The organism is Entomomonas sp. E2T0 (assembly GCF_025985425.1).
GTDB lineage: Bacteria > Pseudomonadota > Gammaproteobacteria > Pseudomonadales > Pseudomonadaceae > Entomomonas.
In genome coordinates this window covers 2,819,903-2,839,307 of record NZ_CP094972.1, presented here as the reverse complement: position 1 = coordinate 2,839,307, position 19,405 = coordinate 2,819,903, and the positions used below count along the sequence as shown (strand labels likewise).

Genomic DNA, 19,405 nt, shown 5'->3' with positions numbered 1-19,405 from the left:
TGGTGTATTAATGCACTTGTTTAGTGCATAGATTTTCTAAAAATATTCTTGTAATAAAATTAGTAATTTTTCTCTTTATTTAATTTTTTATTAATTAATAGGTTAGCCAATTCATTAATATTTTTTTATTGGTTTGGCCTTTAATTTGCATATAATTGTATATACAAGTTAGTACAAGTAAATATCTGTCTAGGAGAAAGTAATGGCTAAGCAAGACCGTTTTCGTGATGTAACTATAAGAGCGCCAAGAGGTACAAAGCTAAATGCTAAAAGTTGGTTAACTGAAGCGCCACTTCGTATGTTGATGAATAATCTTGATCCGGATGTCGCTGAGAATCCTAAGGAATTGGTTGTGTATGGTGGCATAGGTCGTGCTGCGCGTAATTGGGAGTGTTACGATAAAATAGTCGAAACATTAAAAAAATTAAATGAAGATGAAACATTATTAGTTCAATCAGGTAAACCTGTTGGGGTATTCAAAACGCATAGTAATGCGCCACGCGTACTTATTGCTAACTCTAATATTGTGCCACATTGGGCGAACTGGAAGCATTTTAATGAGCTAGATGCTAAAGGTCTTATGATGTATGGTCAAATGACCGCAGGTAGCTGGATTTATATTGGTAGCCAAGGGATTGTACAAGGTACTTATGAAACCTTTGTGGAAGCAGCTCGCCAACATTATAACGGCAGCTTAAAAGGACGTTGGGTAGTAACTGCTGGTTTAGGTGGTATGGGTGGTGCACAACCATTAGCAGCTACCTTAGCAGGTGCTTGCTCATTAAATATTGAATGCCAACAAAGCCGCATTGATTTCCGTTTAAGAACACGTTATGTGGATGAGCAAGCTAAAGATTTAGATGATGCCATTGAACGTATTCGGAAATATACCGCTGAGGGTAAGGCTATTTCTATTGCGTTATGCGCTAATGCAGCAGAAGTGTTACCTGAGTTGGTACGTCGTGGTGTAAAACCTGACTTATTAACCGATCAAACCAGTGCCCATGACCCATTAAATGGTTACTTACCTAAAGGTTGGACGTGGGAAGAATATCGTCAACGTGCCCAAACAGAACCAGATTTAGTGGTAAAAGAAGCTAAAGCATCGATGGCGGATCATGTACAAGCAATGCTTGATTTACAAAAAATGGGGGTGCCTACTTTTGACTATGGCAATAATATTCGTCAAATGGCCTTTGAAGAAGGTGTGAAAAATGCCTTTGATTTCCCTGGTTTCGTACCTGCCTATATTCGTCCATTATTCTGTCGCGGTATTGGTCCTTTCCGTTGGGCTGCTTTATCAGGTGAGGCAAGCGATATTTATGCAACAGATGCTAAAGTAAAAGAACTTATTCCTGATGATAAGCATTTACATACTTGGTTAGATATGGCGAAAGAGCGTATTAGTTTCCAAGGCTTACCTGCACGGATTTGTTGGGTAGGTCTAGGTGAGCGTGCGAAGTTAGGTTTAGCCTTTAATGAAATGGTACGTAGTGGAGAGCTAAAAGCTCCTATCGTTATTGGTCGTGATCATTTGGACTCTGGTTCGGTAGCAAGCCCTAATCGTGAAACTGAGTCTATGCAAGATGGTAGCGACACTGTTTCTGATTGGCCATTATTAAATGCTCTATTAAATACTGCTAGTGGTGCTACTTGGGTGTCTTTACATCACGGTGGCGGGGTAGGTATGGGCTTCTCGCAACACTCTGGCATGGTAATCGTTTGTGATGGTACTGATGAAGCGGCTGAACGTATTGCGCGAGTGCTGCATAATGATCCTGCTACAGGTGTAATGCGCCACGCTGATGCTGGTTATGATATCGCCATTGAATGTGCTAAAGAGAAAGGCCTTAATTTACCGATGGTTAAATAACCATGCTAAGGGGTGGATATGTCTGATGATAATAAATTCAAACCTCTTACTGGCATTAGAGTACTCGATTTAAGTCGAGTACTTGCTGGCCCACACTGTACAGGTATGCTGGCAGATATGGGGGCAGAGGTAATTAAGTTAGAAGTACCTGAGCATGGTGATGATAGTCGCCATTTAGGGGCTTTTGATGAGACAGGTTACAGTATTTACTATGCATTGATTAACCGAGGTAAGCGTAGTATCGAAATAGATTTTAAAGATGCGGATGATTTAAAACGTTTTTATCAGTTAGTTGCAGAGTCTGATGTAGTCGTAGAAAACTTCCGACCTGGGGTAACTAAGCGGTTAGGCATTGACTTTGAAGTATTAAAACAACATAACCCAAAATTAGTTTATGCCAGTATTTCTGGCTTTGGGCAAGAAGGGCCGCTTTCTAAACATCCTGCTTATGACATTGTTGCACAAGCTATGTCAGGACTTATGAGTGTAACTGGCTTCCCCGAAGCAGGGCCAACCCGAAGTGGTGAATCATTAGGTGATTTATGTGCAGGTGTTTATGCTGCATGGGCTATCAGCACAGCTTTATTTGCCAGAGAGCGTCATGGTACAGGGGCACAATATATTGATGTAGCCATGTTTGATGTACTTGTTAGCATGCAAATGACAGGTTTAGCTGGTTTATTAGCAAGAGGTAAAGCTCCTGGTTTAGTAGGTAATAGGCACCCGATTTCTACGCCTTTTGATACTTATAAAGCGAAAGATGGTTTGGTAGTTATTGCCATTGCGAGTGATAAGCTATTTTTTAAATTTTGTGAGTGTATTGGTAATAAGACGTTAGCTACTGATCCACGATTTGCTAATGATACTGTGCGTACCGAACATCAGCATGTGGTTAAAGCTGAAATAGAGGATTGGACTGGAAAGCTTACTGTACAGGAAGTCTGCGATACTTTACTAGAAGCAGGTATTCCTGCTTCACCTGTATGGGATTTAAAACAAGCCACCGATTGTGAACAAGCTAAGTTAAGAAAACTATTTGTACCTGTTGCAGGACAAGCTTTTCCTATTGTGCCACAGCCTGTTTATATCAATGGTGTAAAACCTCACAGTACCACTCATGCGCCTGTGTTGGGCGAAGCTAATAATCTTTTTGGATTATCAAAAAAATAAGGGGAAACAAAATGGTGTTTAAATTAGATGCTACAGAACAAGCCATTGTTGAGTCCGTTCAACAAGTAACAGAAGATATATTAAAAGCTAATGCTCAACAACTAGATGAGAGTGAAGGATTTTGTGGTGATAACCTAAAGACTTTAGGTGAATTAGGTTGTATGGGTATTAATTTACCTGAAGAATATGGAGGATTAGGTATTGGTAGTTTAGCAATGAGCTATATTGTAGAAGCAGTAGCTAAGGCTTGTGCTTCTACAGCTTCTTCGCTAACAGCTCATTTTTTGGCGACTGATTCTATTCTGGTTGGCGGTACTGAAGCACAAAAGCAAGACTTATTACCACGAGCAGCTACTGGTGAGATTTTAGGTGCTTTTGGTTTAACTGAGCCAGCCGCAGGTTCTAATCCTGTTGATATGCGTACCAAGGCAATTAAAGAAAATGGTGGTTGGCGTATTCGCGGTAGTAAACATTATATTACTAATGCAGCTGAAGCTGATTTTATTGTACTTTACGCGAAAACTGATCCGGAGGCAGGAGCTAAGGGAATTAGTGCTTTTATTATTCCTAAAGGTACAGAGGGTGTTACATTTTCTAGTCCTGAGAAAACCATGGGATTAAGAGGTAGTACTATTTATGAGTTGGCATTGGATTGTTGGTTACCAGAGTCAGCTATGTTAGGTGAGGAAGGTAAAGGTTTTCATACCGCTATGCATGTACTTGATCGTGGTCGAGTGGAAGTGGCAGCTATGTCATTAGGTATTGCTAGTGCAGCTTTTGAAGATACTATGAAATGGATTAATGAGCGACAAATTGGTCCGAAACCTTTAGCTGCTTATCAAGGTACTCAATGGAAAGTAGCTGATATGTATAGTCAATTAGAGGCTGCTAGATTAATGACAGCAAAAGCTGCAATATCACGTGATAGTAGTGATAGGTTTAGCTTAGAGTCAGCTACTGCAAAATTATTTGCAGCTGAAGTGGCGGGTTTTGTAACAGATGCAGCGTTACAGTTGCATGGTGGTTATGGTTATATTCGAGATTTACCATTGGAGCGATATGTGAGGGATGCACGTATCTTACGGATTTTTGAAGGTACTTCAGAGGTTCAAAAAATAATAATCTCAAGGGCTGTAATTAATCAATATAAATGACAATAGATAAGCAAGGTATAAATAGTCTATCTTGCTTTTTTTATCACTGGTTAACAATAATAAATTAGCTGTGGTGTGGGGAGTATGATATGACATTAAATACTGAAAATAAAACAAGTAAATTAGTTGAAACCCGTTCTATTGATTATATTCCCGAAGCAGAGCGACATGGCAGTGTATGGAGTCAATTTACATTATGGTTTGGTGCTAATCTACAAATTACGGCTATTGTTACAGGTGCATTAGCTGTTGTGTTAGGTGGTGATGTATTTTGGTCACTGATAGGCTTGTTTATTGGTCAAGTAGTAGGTGGTGCTATTATGGCTCTGCACGGTGTGCAAGGTCCTAAATTAGGGTTGCCACAAATGATCTCAAGTCGCGTGCAGTTTGGTGTTTATGGTGCAGTTATACCTATTGTGTTAGTGTGCATTATGTACATTGGTTTTTCTGCTAGTGGTTCAGTGCTAGCGGGGCAGGCGATAGGTAAGTTAGTCCATGTATCTGATAATTTAGGTATCCTAATCTTTGGGATACTATTGGTTATTTTTACTATTTGTGGTTATAAAATTATTCATGGAATGGGGCGTTTGGCCAGTGTGGTAGGTGTTTTAGCTTTTTGTTATATGTTCTATCAATTAATGACCAAACATGATGTGATAGCGTTATTAAGTATTAAACATTTCTCTTGGGCTAGTTTTATGTTGGCGGTTTCATTATCTGCCTCATGGCAAATAGCCTTTGGCCCTTATGTAGCAGATTATTCACGTTATCTGCCTAAAAACACCTCTAGCTTTAAAACTTTTCTAGCAGTAGGTTCTGGTAGCATTATTGGTACTCAAATTTCTATGATTTTTGGAGTGTTAGCAGCAGCTCAAGCAGCCCAAAGTGGTGGTGCTTTTAGACATCATGAAGTTGAATATATTGTAGGTCTAAGTGGGGTTGGGTTAATAGCTGCATTACTGTATTTTATTATTGCCTTTGGTAAGGTGGTAATTACTACCCTGAATGCTTATGGTAGCTTTATGTCAATGGCGACTATTATCAGTGGTTTTCGTGGTCATAGTGTTATTTCAAGTAGATTACGTTTTATTTATATTTTTATTATGGTTGGTTTGTCTGTAGTTATTGCTTTATTAGGGAGAGGTGATTTCTTAAATAATTTCTCTGCTTTTTTATTATTCTTACTCACTTTCTTTACACCTTGGAGCGCAATTATTATTGTTGATTATTATCTAGTGACTAAGCAACGCTATGATATTCCTGCGCTATCAGATCCTAATGGTCGCTATGGTAAATGGAATTGGGTGGGCATAGGTGTTTATATCTTTGGAGTATTAATTCAAATGCCATTTGTTGATACTAAGTTCTTCACAGGCCCTTTAGTACATTATTTACAAGTGGATATTTCATGGATTATTGGTTGGATTATTCCTGCCATTGTATATTTTATTTTAGCGCGTAAGTTTAGTTATGAAATACCTCATCAATTAATTATCCCTGATCATGAAACTGATGACAGTGAACAAGATGATAATTTTCTAAAGGACATAAGTAATGTGGCAGTCAACTGATAAAAGTATTTGGACAGGAAGAGATGATAGCAGTGAAGGAGCATTAGCGCTTCGGTTATTTCAGACAATTATAGTGGCTAATGAGTTTGCCCCCGTACAATATGCTAATCATACAGCACTATTAGGTTTTATGTGTGATGAAGGTGTTCGACTTAATAAAGGAAGAGTAGGTGCACAAGAGGCTCCTAATGTTATTCGAAAAGCAATGGCAAATTTAGCAGCGCATAATAGTCATAATAAATTAGTGGATTTAGGTAATGTGCTGTATCAAGATACTTTAATTGCTAGTCAACAAGCTTTAGCCGAGTGTGTAACACAATGCCAACAACAGCAACTTAAAACTGTAGTGCTTGGCGGTGGCCATGAAACAGCTTTTGCTCATGGTATGGGTATTTATAAGGTATTTCCCAATAAAAAAATAGGCATTATTAACTTTGATGCACACTTAGATATTCGCTTATCAAAAGAAGGTTCTTCTGGCACACCTTTTAAGCAGTTGGCTGATTATTGTCAAGAAGCTAATAGGCCTTTTAATTACCTTTGTATAGGGGCTAGTTTGGCTGCTAATACAGGTTCATTATTAAACACAGCTGATGAGTTAGGCGTACAGATTATTTGGGATACTGAATGCAATAACCAAAATCTAGCAAATATATTGGCAAGGGTAAAACAGTTTATAGAAAGTGTTGATATTGTCTATTTAACTGTTGATTTAGATGTACTGCCACTGTCATATATGTATGCTGTATCTGCACCTGCAGCTTATGGTGTAGGTTTAGATTTTTTAATAGCAGTTGCCGATTTTATTAAAAATAGCGGTAAATTACAGGCAGCAGATTTTGTAGAGTTTAACCCTGCATTAGATAATCAAGGACTATGCGCTAAAGTTGCCGCACGTTTTGTATGGCAAATATTATTAAATTGGTAGTGACTATAATTTAGTTTAGATAAAGTAAAGAGTTGGAGTTTATGATGAAAACCCTATGGCAACATTTTCATGCAATCACTATGCAAAATGGTAACTACAATATTATTGAAGATGCTGCCATGATTACTGAAAATGGTTTAATTAGCTGGATTGGTAAAAGGGCAGATAAACCTCAAGTAGAAGCTAAAGAAGTTAATCTTAATAATGCATGGGTAACACCAGGATTTATTGATTGCCATACCCACTTAGTATTTGGTGGTGATCGTAGTGGTGAGTTTGAAAAACGATTACAAGGTGTGAGTTATGCTGAAATAGCTGCGCAAGGTGGTGGTATAGCAAGTACTGTCAAAGCTACTCGTGAAGCTTCAGAACAAGAGTTATTAGCTTCTGCTTTAAAGCGAGTTAAACATTTATTAAGTGAAGGAGTAACCACCTTAGAGATTAAATCAGGTTATGGTTTAACGTTAGAAAGTGAACGTAAAGTATTAAAAGTTATCCGTAAGCTTGGAGAAATATTGCCTGCTACAGTAAAGGCTACTTGTTTAGCTGCACACGATATTCCACCTGAATATAAAGGAAAAGCTGATGACTATATAACACATATTTGTGATGTGATGTTACCAACTTTAGCCAAAGAGGGGCTAGTAGATGCGGTAGACGCTTTTTGTGAACATTTAGCTTTTTCACCAGCTCAAGTAGAAAAAGTATTCCAAAAAGCACAAGCACTAGGTCTACCTGTTAAGCTGCATGCAGAGCAATTATCATCGCTACATGGCTCTAGCTTGGCTGCTAAGTACCATGCCCTTTCCGCTGATCACTTAGAATATATGACAGAGTCCGATGCAATTGCTATGGCAAAAGCAGGAACAGTTGCCGTATTATTGCCAGGAGCTTTTTATATGTTAAGAGAGATCCAATTACCACCTATGGATGCATTACGTAAGCATGGGGTAAAAATAGCTTTATCAACCGATTTAAATCCAGGCACATCACCTATGTTATCACCTAGGCTATTGTTAAATATGGGCTGTACTCTGTTTAAAATGACTCCAGAAGAGGCCTTAGCAGGTGTTACCATTAACGCAGCACAAGCATTAGGTTTAGAAACAACACATGGCAGCTTAGAGCAAGGCAAAGTAGCAGATTTTATTGCGTGGGATATTAACCAACCAGCTGAACTAGCCTATTGGTTAGGTGGGCAATTAGCTACACATATTATTCAAAAAGGACAGTTTGTTAAGTCTTTTTAAGAGTAAAAATATTGTATTGCCAGTGAGTAGAGAAGAGGGTTTTGGGTTAGATTTAGTGTGTTGGTTAACATCTAAGTTAGCCTTAAAATTCAATCTAATATTTGTATAGTAGAAGAGTTAAATACTTTTGTTGAGGGTAATAATTGTATAATTGATTATTGGTACTAATGCCTTTATTAAGTTTCATATTTATTAATCTCAATGGTGATATGAACTAACTCCTCATGGATACTTAATAGATTACGAAAATAATCAGGCGAAATATTTTCTGAAGTTACTAGTCCTACAATACAAGCATACTTTTCTTTACCAACACGCCATACATGTAAATCACTTATTTTTGCCTTAATGGGGCTTTGCTCAATCACTTCTTTTATTTCTTGAACAACAGGAGTATCCATTTCGGCATCTAACAGTATTTTTCCAGAATCACGGATTAAACCATAAGCCCATACTGATACTAAAATAGCGCCTACAATACCCATAACAGGATCAAGCCAAGCTGCACCCCAAAACTTACCAGAGATTAGTGCAATAATAGCTAAAACAGATGTGGCAGCATCAGTAATCACATGAATATAAGCAGCCCGTAAGTTCATATCATGATGATGCCCATGAGCATGATCGTGTGAACCATGATGATGGTGGTGATCATCTTTTAATAACCAAGCACAAGCAAGATTAACTAGCAAGCCGATAAAGGCAATAATAATTGCTTGGTCATAATGAATTTCGGCAGGATTAACTAATCTTTCAATTGAGTGAGAAAACATCAGTACAGCAATAAGGGCCAGCAATATAGCACTGGTAAAGCCACCCAAAACTTCAATCTTCCATGTACCAAAAGCAAATCTATTATCATGTGCATATTTTCTAGCAAATACATAAGCTAATACGGAAAGCCCTAATGCTAGAGTATGGGAGCTCATATGCCAGCCATCCGCTAGTAGAGCCATTGAATTAAATGCATAACCACCAATGATTTCAGCTATCATAGTGATAAATGTTAACAATACCGCTAGCTTAGTTTTTTTCTCAGCAAGAGGATTACCTTCATTAAATAGATGAGAGTGTTGCCAATTAGTAAGGTCTTTATTTGCTGACATTAAATATTACCTTTTTTTCTGTTGCTTAATATACTATACCCCAGTATAGGGGCTGTTATAAATGAGAATTATCTATAACACAACGTCAAATGGATACTGAATAAGTAGTAACTATTTTGCGGTCTTATCTAAAATAGGCTTTTTAAAAGCTATTATCTTGTATTGAAAATACTTTATAGGTTAATCATAAGAAAAAGACATTTATTCTAAATTACAGTAGAATTTTCTGATTACTTTTTTAAAGGATTTTTTATATGTCACTTGGTTATTTTGAAAAACCTCGTTGGATGCGTGATTTAGTAAGATTTTTACCATTGAAAAGCCAATTTGTCTTATCTGGTAATATCCGAGATTTACAGGCATGTGAAATTACACCAAGTGTTGTTACACCACAATCTTTTGAATTGACCTTATATCGCACTTTAAGGGAAGCAGGGTATAGTCAAGTGGTTATGTGGGATCCTTTAATAGGTTTTCAATGTTTGCAAACCCCTGATTTACCTGCCCAAAATACTGATCAATTGCTACAGCAGTTAGGGTTAACTCCTGAGAATGGCTGTGCAGCAGGTGGTTTGGATTTATTAAGTAATGTTATAGAACGATTAGTAGGACTAATGGGTGATCCTATAGCATTGGTAATAGATTTTGCTTCTCAGTTAAGCATTCGGGCAGATAACTTAAGCGCTGTAGAGCATCAATTATTTACTCGTGCGTTAGTGTTATCGCATCAAGCGAGAATGCGTCCTGCTGGTGCTAATCGTGCTCCTTTTTTTAATACGATATTATGGTTAGTAGAAAAAGAGGGGGATTTACCTGATTGGTTATTAGTTAATAATCCAAAATTACGTCATATTCCTGTATCTAAACCAGATAATATAGCACGGCGCGCTTTAGCATTGCCGTTGATTAAAGGAATTCCAGGTTCACAACAGGCTACAGATGAGGCATTGCTTAAAGCAGAAACAACTTTTGTAAATAGTACAGAGGGAATGCTGTTATTGGATATGAATGCTATTGCTACTTTGGCGCGTGTGGAACAAATCAATATTGATAATATAGGTGATGCTGTACGCCATTATAAGGTAGGTGTAACAGAGGATCCTTGGCAAAAAATTGATCGAGAAAAAATAAAGCAAGCTGATGAGTTTGTGTATAGGCGAGTCAAAGGGCAAAATCATGCAGTGACTCATATGCTAGATATCATTAAGCGAGCAATTACTGGTGTTGGTACTAGCCGTAAAGGTAATAGACCGCGCGGAGTAGTTTTTTTAGCGGGGCCAACAGGGGTGGGTAAAACAGAATTAGCTAAAACAATTACCAGTTTATTATTTAATGATGAAAGTGCTTATATACGTTTTGATATGTCAGAGTTTAGTTCAGAGTTCTCTGATCAGCGTTTAATAGGAGCACCTCCAGGCTATGTTGGCTATGATATGGGTGGAGAGCTAACGAATGCTATTCGTGAAAAGCCGTTTAGTGTGGTGTTATTTGATGAGATTGAAAAGGCTCATCCAAGAATTTTAGATAAGTTTTTGCAGATTTTAGATGATGGTGTGTTAACTTCAGGAAGAGGTGAGCGAGTTTATTTCTCAGAAGCTTTAATTGTATTTACCTCTAATCTTGGTATCTATAAGGTAACAGAAACTGGTGAAAGGATATCTAATGTGTCAGCAGATGATCCTTTTGAAACAGTACAAATAAGAGTACAAAATGAAATTGAGCGCTATTTTAAATTTGTGCTAAATCGTCCAGAAATATTAAATCGAATGGGAGAAAATATTATTGTTTTTGATTTCATTCGTAAAGATGTTGCAGAGCAAATCTTCCAACAAATGATAGATAATATTATAGAAGATTTAAAAACTAATGGATTAGCTTTAGCATTTACTATAGGAGCCCTAGAAAACTTAAGAAAAATAGCTTTAGCTGACCTTTCAAACGGTGGACGAGGTATTCGTAATCAAATAGAAGCACATTTATTGAATCCTTTAGCACGTAAGTTATTTGAGTTAAATCCACAAGTAGATCAAAAAGTGACTATTACTAGATTACAAGCTGGCTCTTTAACATTGGAGTAGTTAGTGTGGTTAAGTTGGGGTTGTCTCGTGTACATTTTCCTGTTTCTACTTTAGGGCCAGGTAATAGATTAGGAATCTGGTTGCAAGGTTGTAGTTTAAGGTGTCAAGGTTGTATTTCTGCTGATACATGGGCAAAAGCTAAAGATTTTATAGCAGTAAATCAGTTTGTAGAGCAAATAACACCTTGGTTAATACAAGCAGAAGGTATTACAATTTCTGGTGGTGAGCCATTTGAACAGCCAGAAGCATTATTAGCTTTATTAAAACAACTTAAACAAAAAACATCGGTAGATATTTTGTTGTATACAGGTTACTCCATTGAAGCGATTGAGCATCACATACAGCAAGTGAAACCTTATGTAGATGTGTTAATCTCAGATCCTTTCCAATATCAAACGTCGCAAACATTGCGATTACGGGGTAGCGATAATCAACGATTACATTTTTTTACCACGCTAGGTAAGGAACGATTTAAAGATTATCAGCAAGAGATAAGTAAGCAAGATCAAGTATTAGATGTTATGTTTGATGAAGATGGCACAGTATGGTTTGCAGGTATACCCAAGCGTGATGATTTTTTACGATTACAATCTTTTTTAGAGCAACAAGGTCACCAAATAACAGTGACTGCGGATAAATCCAAGCATTAAGGAAATTATTTATGGCAATGATGCGTTTTTGCCCTAACTGTCACTCAGAACGTTCACTCTATGAGATTTTTTGTGAAGGAGCAATTGACGGTACTCCTTGTGGCTGGGATTTATCAAACGAGCCTATTCGCGAAACTGGCTGGCGACCACAATTAGTTGTTACGGCTGAAGAGGCGATAATTGAGAATTTAATACCTCATTGTACTAATGGACACCCAATGGAAGAGGGTGATTTAATTTGTATAGTCTGTGGTGCAGATTTAGCAGAACAAACACCTGTAACTGCAGCTGTTACAGAAGAAGTAATTGAGCAATCTATAACAACAGCTACTACTGATGAAACAATAGAAACAGTTGTGGCTGGCTGGCGTCTACTAAATACTATTAGTAGTACAGATGGTACACGAGTACGTTATTTAGCTGAAAGAGAAGAAGATAATCGTAGAGCAGTATTAACTTTGTATAGTGCTGGCGCAGAGCCAGATATTGCTGTTTATGATGTTTTAAAAGGTTTACCTCGTGAGCACGTACCAGAAATTATTGCAAAAGGACGTTGGAACTCACAAGCCTATGTGGTTGCAGAAGAGTTAACGGGTGGTACGTTATCTGATTTAGGCATTGTTATTAATGATTTAGCTACTATCCGCCATGTGATGACAGAGTTAGGGGGAGCATTACAAGCTTTTGCAGAAGTTGGGTTACGCCATTGTGATTTAAGGCCAGAAACGTTATTAGTGCGTAGTCGAGAACCTTTGGATTTAGTAATTACAGGATTTGGTTCAGCACGTTTATCTGAATTTGACTTAGAAGTTATTTCACCCTTAACAACAACTTTATACACTGCTCCTGAAGTTGTAGCTGGTGGTGTAAGTGCTGCATCTGATTGGTGGAGTCTAGGGGTTATTCTGTTAGAGCAGCTTACCCAAGGTAAGTGTTTTGAAGGTGTTAATACTCAAGCGTTTTTAATACAAGTATTAACCAATGGTATTGATATTCCTAAAGGGCTTGATCTTAGATTACAGCTTTTATTGAGGGGGTTACTAGCAAAGGACCATCATCAGCGTTGGCAATGGTCACAAGTAAAAGCATGGATTAATGGTGAAGCAGTTACCGCACCAGAAATAATAAAACCAACTCAAGATACTGAATTGGGGGCTACTATTACCTTAGCGGGTAAAGCTTACCGTAGTCCTAAATTATTTGCATTAAGTGCAGCAGATCCTATTAATTGGCAAGAAGCGCAAACCCATATGTTGCGTGGTAGGGTTGTAACATGGCTAGAGCAAGCTGAATTTGATCAACAGGAATTAGCAAAGATAAGAGAAGTTTTTCGTCAACAAGATTTATCCCCAGATATACAGTTGATGCTAGTATTAAAGGTATTAAACCCTGATATGCCATTAATTCTGAAGGGGGATATTGTTACTCCTAGTTGGCTATTACAGCATCCTTTAGAAGGTTATCAATTAATTGCTAACTTTATATCCAACTTATTGAAAGACTTGGAGGGTTGGTTGTGGCGCTTACATGAGCGTGCTAATACTGTTCGAAAAAGAGCAAAAAATTTACATATTAAGTTAGATGAAGAAGTTTTAAAAATTCATTTACTCTCTACTTCAAGGGCACAGTTAACGGCTTTATGGGAGGAACGTTGGGCAATTTTACCTGATGCTAGTAATGTAGGTTTATTGTCGCTTATGGAGCGACGTATTATTAGCGAGGAAGACTTAATCGTTTTATTGAGTGCTGAGATTGGCCAGTTTAAATCTGTAGATACGGTTATTGAAGAAACAGTTAAATTAGGTGAAAAGTTTGATATTTTAACAGCTGTAGAAAGTGAATTAAGGCTATTGATTAACCAACCACGTTTAGCTTTATATCAAACATTAACTGAACGAGTCGAAGGGTTTGCCAATACAGGGCATGAGCAAGTAGATAAATGGGCTGAACAATATCGTTTAGAGAAAAGAATGCCATTAGCTCGACTATTGTTATTATTAAGTGTACCAGCCGAGCAATGGTCTAAACCGCATAAACAACAATATGTTTCACAGATTATAGATTTTTTTCATAAAAAAGTTACTACAGCCGTATTGCAAGGTCCATTAGTTCGGATGTATATGGGAATGTATACAGGGCGTGTAGATATTACATTATTAGGAACAGAGCGTAGATCAGCAAACCACCTGTTAGACCATATTTTAGAACGTAATAATCGACAAATTAGTATTGATGTTACAGCTTTTCAAAATAGTAATTACCTTGAATATCAATTAAACAATCTTTATCGTCAATCCAATTTGTATAAAAGAGATACAGGAATTGATGGTCTCTATATGGGGTTTCCTTTTTTACTTTATCAAGAGCCACATAGTTATAGGTTACCAAGAATTGCTCCGTTATTATTATGGCCAATAAAATTAAATTACGATATGGGATTGAGAAATCGTATTACTTTGGCTTTTGATAGTGATCGGGAAGAAATCCGTATTAATCCAGCATTGGAAGGGATATTAGGTAAAGAGCTTTGCCAAACTTGGAAAAAAGTACTGGATGATTTATTAGCTCGTTCTGCATTAACATCTGTTGAAGTAATGGATGCGTTAAGTTTATTAGGTAATGTATTATCGCAACAAGCACAGGCATTGCCTACTAATCTTGAGGTGAGTCGAGGAGAGGTGCATTTTGCCTGTTCGGCTGTATTATTTGATGTAAACTTTATGGGACAGTCGATAGGGGAAGAGCTTAATCGATTGAAGAAAATGTCTCCTGTAGGTACGGCTTTAGAAACTGCATTACGTTTAAAACCTTATCAAGCAGTAGCAGAAATTCCTGAGAAGCCAGCAGAGTTAGATCGTTATTTCACTGTTGACAGCGATCCATCACAGGAGAATGCGGTATTGCAATCACGGCAAGAACCTGGTTTATTAATAGAAGGGCCGCCAGGTACAGGGAAGAGTCAAACGATTGTAAATATGGTAGGTGATGCTATTGGTCGTAATAAAACAGTATTAATTGTTTGTCAGAAAAAAGCTGCTTTAGAGGTTGTTCACAAAAGATTAGTTGCCGAGGGATTAGGCGCTCGCAGTGTAATGGTTAATGATGTCAATGGTGATAGAAATGCTGTCATCGGAAGTGTTAGAGATCAGTTAGAGAAGTTATTTAGAGCACCACAAAAAACAGATTGGCAAGTAAAACGTGAGCAAGTTGCAGAAAAAATTACTAAGTTAGAAAAGCAATTAGATAGTTACCATGAAGCTTTGCATTATCAAGATCAGCAAACAGGCTTAACTTACCGAAAATTAATTGCTGAACTTATAGGTTTAAATAAAGAATATAGTTTGTTTGCCGCACCTCAATTAAGGCCAATTGTTAGTCCTTTAAACATTCAGCGGTTAGCTGAGCTGGAAGATGAGTGTGCCCCTTTAATTCGTTATTGGTTACCTGCAAACTATGAAAACAGTCCATTGGCAAACTTGCAGGCATTTTCTCATGATTTAGCAACCGTAGAAGATTTTAAAAACTTTTTTGAGCAGTTTTTAGCAGTAGAACAATCAAGAATAGATACATTAAGTGTTAATAGGGCGCGTTTTGAGTTATCTAACCCAACGCCTTATCAACATTGGATTGATACTGAAAGTAATGCTTTCTTAAGCATCTCTGAAAATTTAAGGGCACGTTTAATTAAATGGTTACCTTTCTTTAAGGTAGATTCAAATAAAGAAGCTACCTTAGTAGAGGGTGATTTGCTGGTTAATCAATTAAAAAGCTTACAAGAACAGTTAGCTATTGCTAAAGAAAGTGGTTGGTGTGATTTATCAGCTAAACTTTGTTTACTTGAGCAAGATCTTTTAGATGAGCTTTTACAAAAGGCTAGAGTTATTGTTACACCAGCTCCTTGGTATAGCTTTCTGAGTATTAAGCGTTATAAAGCAAAGCGTAGCTTATTAGATTTTTTAGCACTGCAAGGAGATATTCCTGCTAAAGAACGGATTCCTATGCTCTACAACGCATTAGTATTAGAACATGAATATCGACCCATTCGCAAAGAATTACAAACAGTTTGTGCCAAATTACAGTTACCTGTTCCTGAAAATACCATTGGTTCTAAAATGAAACAGGTTATACAGGATACACTAGGTTTATTGCTAGAAATAAAGGAGTGGTCAGAGAAAATATCAGCAGCTCCTCGTTCAGAGGATGTAGAGGCAGCTATTATTAAAAACAGAATGGCATTTGAACAGTTACTTGCAGATTATACATCAGCATTTAATAGGCATTTTGCTCGTAAAGCTTCTTTAGAGAAATTAGCTTTATTGGCTAACTATTTGATGGGTCCTTTATATGATGCTTGTAAAGTAGCTATTGAGCAAAATACAGCAACACCTTTAGATATTATAGATATAAAACGTTCCTTACCAACTACTACTGCTTATCAGTATTTTAGAAAACGGGTAGAGCAGTTAACACCTATTGCTATAAAACTATTTACAAAGCTACGGATATATCAACAAGAGCTTGAGCAGTTTGCAATAACTGATTTAGATAAAAAGTTTAGACAGCTGATTAATTATGAAGCTAGAAATACATGGAAGGAACGTTTAGAACAAAACTATCCTGCATTATTAGTTAATTATGAGGAAACACAGCAACGCATAGCTTCTTTAGCAGAGGCGGATACAGAAATGCGTGATTTAAACAGAATACTGTTAGAGCAAAATATACCTGTTAAAGAGTTAGCTTCTGCTAGAGAATGGGAAGATATTACAAGGTTAACAGGACAAAGAGCAAGGCGTCTGAGAGAGTTTATTGAGCAAGGTGAAAAATTAGGCTTAATGAAGTTGCGTCCTATATGGTTAATGAACCCTGATGTGGCCAGTAGATTACTGCCTCTTAAAGCTGGACTTTTTGATATGGTTATTTATGATGAAGCCTCGCAAATGCCGATAGAGTATGCTATTCCTACTCTTTACCGTGGCAAAATAGTCGTGATAAGTGGTGATGAAAAACAAATGCCACCCAGTTCTTTCTTTGCTACACAAGTGGAAGTAGATGAAGAAGATATAGATTTAAAACTTTCCTTTGAAGACTTAAGTGAAGAAGAGCAACAAGAAGCACTACAGGGAAAATGGAATAGTAAAGAAATTATGGACTGTCCAGATTTATTACAATTAGCACGTTCAGTATTACCAACAACAGGACTACAAATTCACTATCGCTCTGCTTATCGGGAATTAATAGATTACTCTAATGCAGCTTTTTATAGTAATCAATTAAATATACCAGTACGTCATCCATTAGAAACAGTTAAACAAGCTCAACCTATTGAGTATTTAAGGGTTAATGGTACTTATGAGGATCAAACTAACTTACTTGAAGCTAAAAAAATAGTGAGTAAAGTGGCAAGAATTTGGTTACAACCTAAAGAGCAAAGGCCATCGTTAGGCGTAGTAACTTTTAATAAGAAACAGGCTGATTTGATTGAAAGTTTATTTTATAAAAGAGCTAATAGAGATAAAAACTTTGCTGCTGCTTATAAAGAGGAAAGTCAACGGGTAGAGTCTGGTGAGGATATGTCAGTCTTTATTAAAAATGTGGAAAATGTACAAGGTGATGAGCGAGATATTATTTTATTTTCCACTACTTTTGGGCGTAATAAGGAGGGTGTTTTTAGACGTAACTTCGGTGTGTTGGGGCAGCAGGGAGGAGAAAGACGTCTTAATGTTGCCATTACCCGTGCGCGTAAAAAAGTGATTTTAGTTTCCTCTATGCCTATTGATGCAGTTTCTGATATGTTAGCTGCACAACATTTACCTAGTACACCAAGAGATTATTTACAATGTTATTTAGAGTATGCGAGGGCTTTATCTGAAGGCGAGTTTGATAGTGCTAAAGGTATTCTTAATAGGGTTGTTACAGTTAGTCATTCTCGTGTAGAGACATTAGTTAATAAACAGAAAGATGCTTTCTTAGATGATGTGGAAGATTATATTAAATCTTTAGGTGTTAACTATACACGTAACTCTGGCGCTGATGTTTTTGCTTTAGATTTTGCTATAGAAGACCCTAAAACAAACCTATATTGTATAGGGATAGAATGTGATGCGCCTATTAATCCTTTATTAAGTAGTGCACGCTCCAGAGATATTTGGCGTACTAGTGTATTAAAACGAGCTATTCCAAATATCTATCGTATTTCATCACATGGATGGTATGAATATAACGAACAGGTGAAGCAGCTTCTTAAACAAGCTATTGAAGAAATATTACAAGTAAAGGAGACTGCTGTATGAGTGGTCCTAAAGTTGTTCGTATCGTTACAGTGGAAGAGGTGATTGATATTTGTCAGGGGCATTTAGCACGTTTAGACCAAGCTATTCAGCAATGGCAAAATAGTATGGATAAAATAAATGAACAAGATGAAGATTTTTATAAAGGTATTGTAAAATGTCGTGAAAATTTTAATCAAATGCTAGCTGAAGAAAGATTTCTTGATTTACAAAAATTAGTACCTATTGAAATAGATCATTTAGCAGAAGATATTGAACAACGTAAAAAAGATAAGATTGAACAAAAAATACAACAACGTATAGAAAATAGGCAACTAAAGGAAAATGTAAAAACTATTTTAAAATCTATCTTAGATAAGAACCTTTCTATTCCAAATGATTTAGATGAAAAAATACAACAAATTATAAAAAATGATTATCAAGGGAATGTAAATGAAGTATTAAACCAAGCCTTTCTATTATTGACACCTAAACAAGATAATCAACTAACTGATCGTCAACAAGCATTACTTGATCGAATGGAAATTGATAATACTAAGCAAACTTTTCATGATTGGTTTAAACAACAAGGTCAAGTATTACAACGTGATCCTCGTATAGTTCAGGTAGACAACTATTTAAGCGAGTTAGCGCTTGAAAATATAGCAATATATGAGGTTTTTAGTAATCGATTAATCAATATAGAAAAAGAAACTCAACAAAGCCGTCAAAATCTATTATTAGATAGTTTAATATTAGATTTAAGTAAAACAGTAAAAGAAACGAAAGAGCGTAATGCTTTATTAAATCAACTGGAGTTGATATTAGCAGAGCTACGACAAACAACAGCTAATCCATTAAATATTGATATGCAAGCTTTAGATAAAGCAACTATACAAGAACTTAAAGAATTAATTAACAATTGTGAACTTCAATTAACAGAGATTAGACAAGCAACAATAGCTACTTACCGACAACAAACAATCTTACAAGGATTGGCAAGTCTAGGGTATGAAGTAAGAGAAGGAATGCAAACGCAATGGGCGAAAGAGGGAAAATTAGTCATTCGTAATCCTGCCACTCCAGGATATGGTATAGAGTTAGCGGGTAAAGCAGAAAATCCCAGACTTCAAATACGTGCAGTTAGGTTTACTGCAACTGAAAATAGACAACGAGACACAGATATTGAAACTTTATGGTGTGGTGACTTTGGTAAACTACAGACTTGGTTAGCTAAACAGGGCAGTGAGCTATTATTGGAAAAGTCATTACCTATTGGGCAGGTTGCTTTGAAACAAATAGTTGAAGTAAATGAAAGTCCTCAACAAGGATATACACAGACAAAGTATTTATAGG

11 protein-coding genes are annotated in these 19,405 nt (G+C 36.8%); 10 read left to right on the top strand and 1 reads right to left on the bottom strand.

Annotated features, from left to right (window positions below; genetic code table 11):
- Nucleotides 1–202 precede the first annotated feature (202 nt).
- The 6 genes from hutU (at nt 203) to hutI (ending at nt 7,946) form a co-directional block, all read left to right on the top strand.
- Entirely contained in the window at nt 203–1,873 is a 1,671-nt protein-coding gene (hutU, locus tag MTZ49_RS13515; RefSeq protein ID WP_264745977.1) for a urocanate hydratase, read from the top strand.
- 18 nt (nt 1,874–1,891) lie between these two features.
- A complete protein-coding gene (locus tag MTZ49_RS13510; RefSeq protein WP_264745976.1) occupies nt 1,892–3,043 on the top strand; it encodes a CaiB/BaiF CoA transferase family protein in 1,152 nt (383 codons plus the stop codon).
- Nucleotides 3,044–3,054: 11 nt separating this feature from the next.
- Complete coding sequence (locus MTZ49_RS13505; protein WP_264745975.1) at nt 3,055–4,197, top strand: acyl-CoA dehydrogenase family protein; 1,143 nt, start codon at nt 3,055–3,057, stop codon at nt 4,195–4,197.
- An 89-nt stretch (nt 4,198–4,286) separates the two neighbouring features.
- A complete protein-coding gene (locus MTZ49_RS13500) occupies nt 4,287–5,768 on the top strand; it encodes a purine-cytosine permease family protein (protein ID WP_264745974.1) in 1,482 nt (493 codons plus the stop codon).
- Nucleotides 5,752–6,696, top strand: coding sequence for a formimidoylglutamase (gene hutG / locus MTZ49_RS13495; protein ID WP_264745973.1), 945 nt, complete (start codon nt 5,752–5,754; stop codon nt 6,694–6,696). The genes MTZ49_RS13500 and hutG overlap by 17 nt, the downstream gene beginning before the upstream one ends.
- Nucleotides 6,697–6,740: 44 nt before the next feature.
- Nucleotides 6,741–7,946, top strand: coding sequence for an imidazolonepropionase (gene hutI, locus MTZ49_RS13490; RefSeq protein WP_264747892.1), 1,206 nt, complete (start codon nt 6,741–6,743; stop codon nt 7,944–7,946).
- Between the two features lie 176 nt (nt 7,947–8,122).
- Here the strand turns inward: hutI and dmeF are convergent, their stop codons facing one another.
- On the bottom strand, nt 8,123–9,052 hold the full coding sequence (dmeF, locus tag MTZ49_RS13485; protein ID WP_264745972.1) for a CDF family Co(II)/Ni(II) efflux transporter DmeF: 930 nt from the start codon (nt 9,050–9,052) through the stop codon (nt 8,123–8,125).
- A 254-nt stretch (nt 9,053–9,306) separates the two neighbouring features.
- Between dmeF and MTZ49_RS13480 the strand changes: the two genes are divergently transcribed.
- The 4 genes from MTZ49_RS13480 to MTZ49_RS13465 are packed head-to-tail and all read left to right on the top strand — an operon-like array spanning nt 9,307 to nt 19,404.
- Nucleotides 9,307–11,130: an AAA family ATPase gene (locus tag MTZ49_RS13480; RefSeq protein ID WP_264745971.1), complete on the top strand. Its 1,824-nt coding sequence runs from the start codon at nt 9,307–9,309 to the stop codon at nt 11,128–11,130.
- Between the two features lie 5 nt (nt 11,131–11,135).
- Nucleotides 11,136–11,780: a radical SAM protein gene (locus tag MTZ49_RS13475; RefSeq protein WP_264745970.1), complete on the top strand. Its 645-nt coding sequence runs from the start codon at nt 11,136–11,138 to the stop codon at nt 11,778–11,780.
- Between the two features lie 11 nt (nt 11,781–11,791).
- Nucleotides 11,792–18,073, top strand: a complete 6,282-nt coding sequence (locus MTZ49_RS13470; protein WP_413774153.1) for a protein kinase domain-containing protein — start codon at nt 11,792–11,794, stop codon at nt 18,071–18,073.
- Nucleotides 18,070–19,404: a hypothetical protein gene (locus MTZ49_RS13465; protein ID WP_264745969.1), complete on the top strand. Its 1,335-nt coding sequence runs from the start codon at nt 18,070–18,072 to the stop codon at nt 19,402–19,404. Before MTZ49_RS13470 ends, MTZ49_RS13465 begins: the two co-directional genes overlap by 4 nt.
- Nucleotide 19,405: the final 1 nt, after the last annotated feature.

Excerpts from the sequence above, each read along its gene's own strand:
- MTZ49_RS13505 (WP_264745975.1), top strand. The coding sequence starts at position 3,055 with ATGGTGTTTAAATTAGATGCTACAGAACAAGCCATTGTTGAGTCCGTT.
- MTZ49_RS13500 (WP_264745974.1), top strand. The coding sequence starts at position 4,287 with ATGACATTAAATACTGAAAATAAAACAAGTAAATTAGTTGAAACCCGT.
- MTZ49_RS13465 (WP_264745969.1), top strand. The coding sequence starts at position 18,070 with ATGAGTGGTCCTAAAGTTGTTCGTATCGTTACAGTGGAAGAGGTGATT.
- MTZ49_RS13480 (WP_264745971.1), top strand. The coding sequence starts at position 9,307 with ATGTCACTTGGTTATTTTGAAAAACCTCGTTGGATGCGTGATTTAGTA.
- MTZ49_RS13470 (WP_413774153.1), top strand. The coding sequence starts at position 11,792 with ATGGCAATGATGCGTTTTTGCCCTAACTGTCACTCAGAACGTTCACTC.
- dmeF (WP_264745972.1), bottom strand. The coding sequence starts at position 9,052 with ATGTCAGCAAATAAAGACCTTACTAATTGGCAACACTCTCATCTATTT.
- MTZ49_RS13510 (WP_264745976.1), top strand. The coding sequence starts at position 1,892 with ATGTCTGATGATAATAAATTCAAACCTCTTACTGGCATTAGAGTACTC.
- hutI (WP_264747892.1), top strand. The coding sequence starts at position 6,741 with ATGAAAACCCTATGGCAACATTTTCATGCAATCACTATGCAAAATGGT.
- hutG (WP_264745973.1), top strand. The coding sequence starts at position 5,752 with ATGTGGCAGTCAACTGATAAAAGTATTTGGACAGGAAGAGATGATAGC.
- hutU (WP_264745977.1), top strand. The coding sequence starts at position 203 with ATGGCTAAGCAAGACCGTTTTCGTGATGTAACTATAAGAGCGCCAAGA.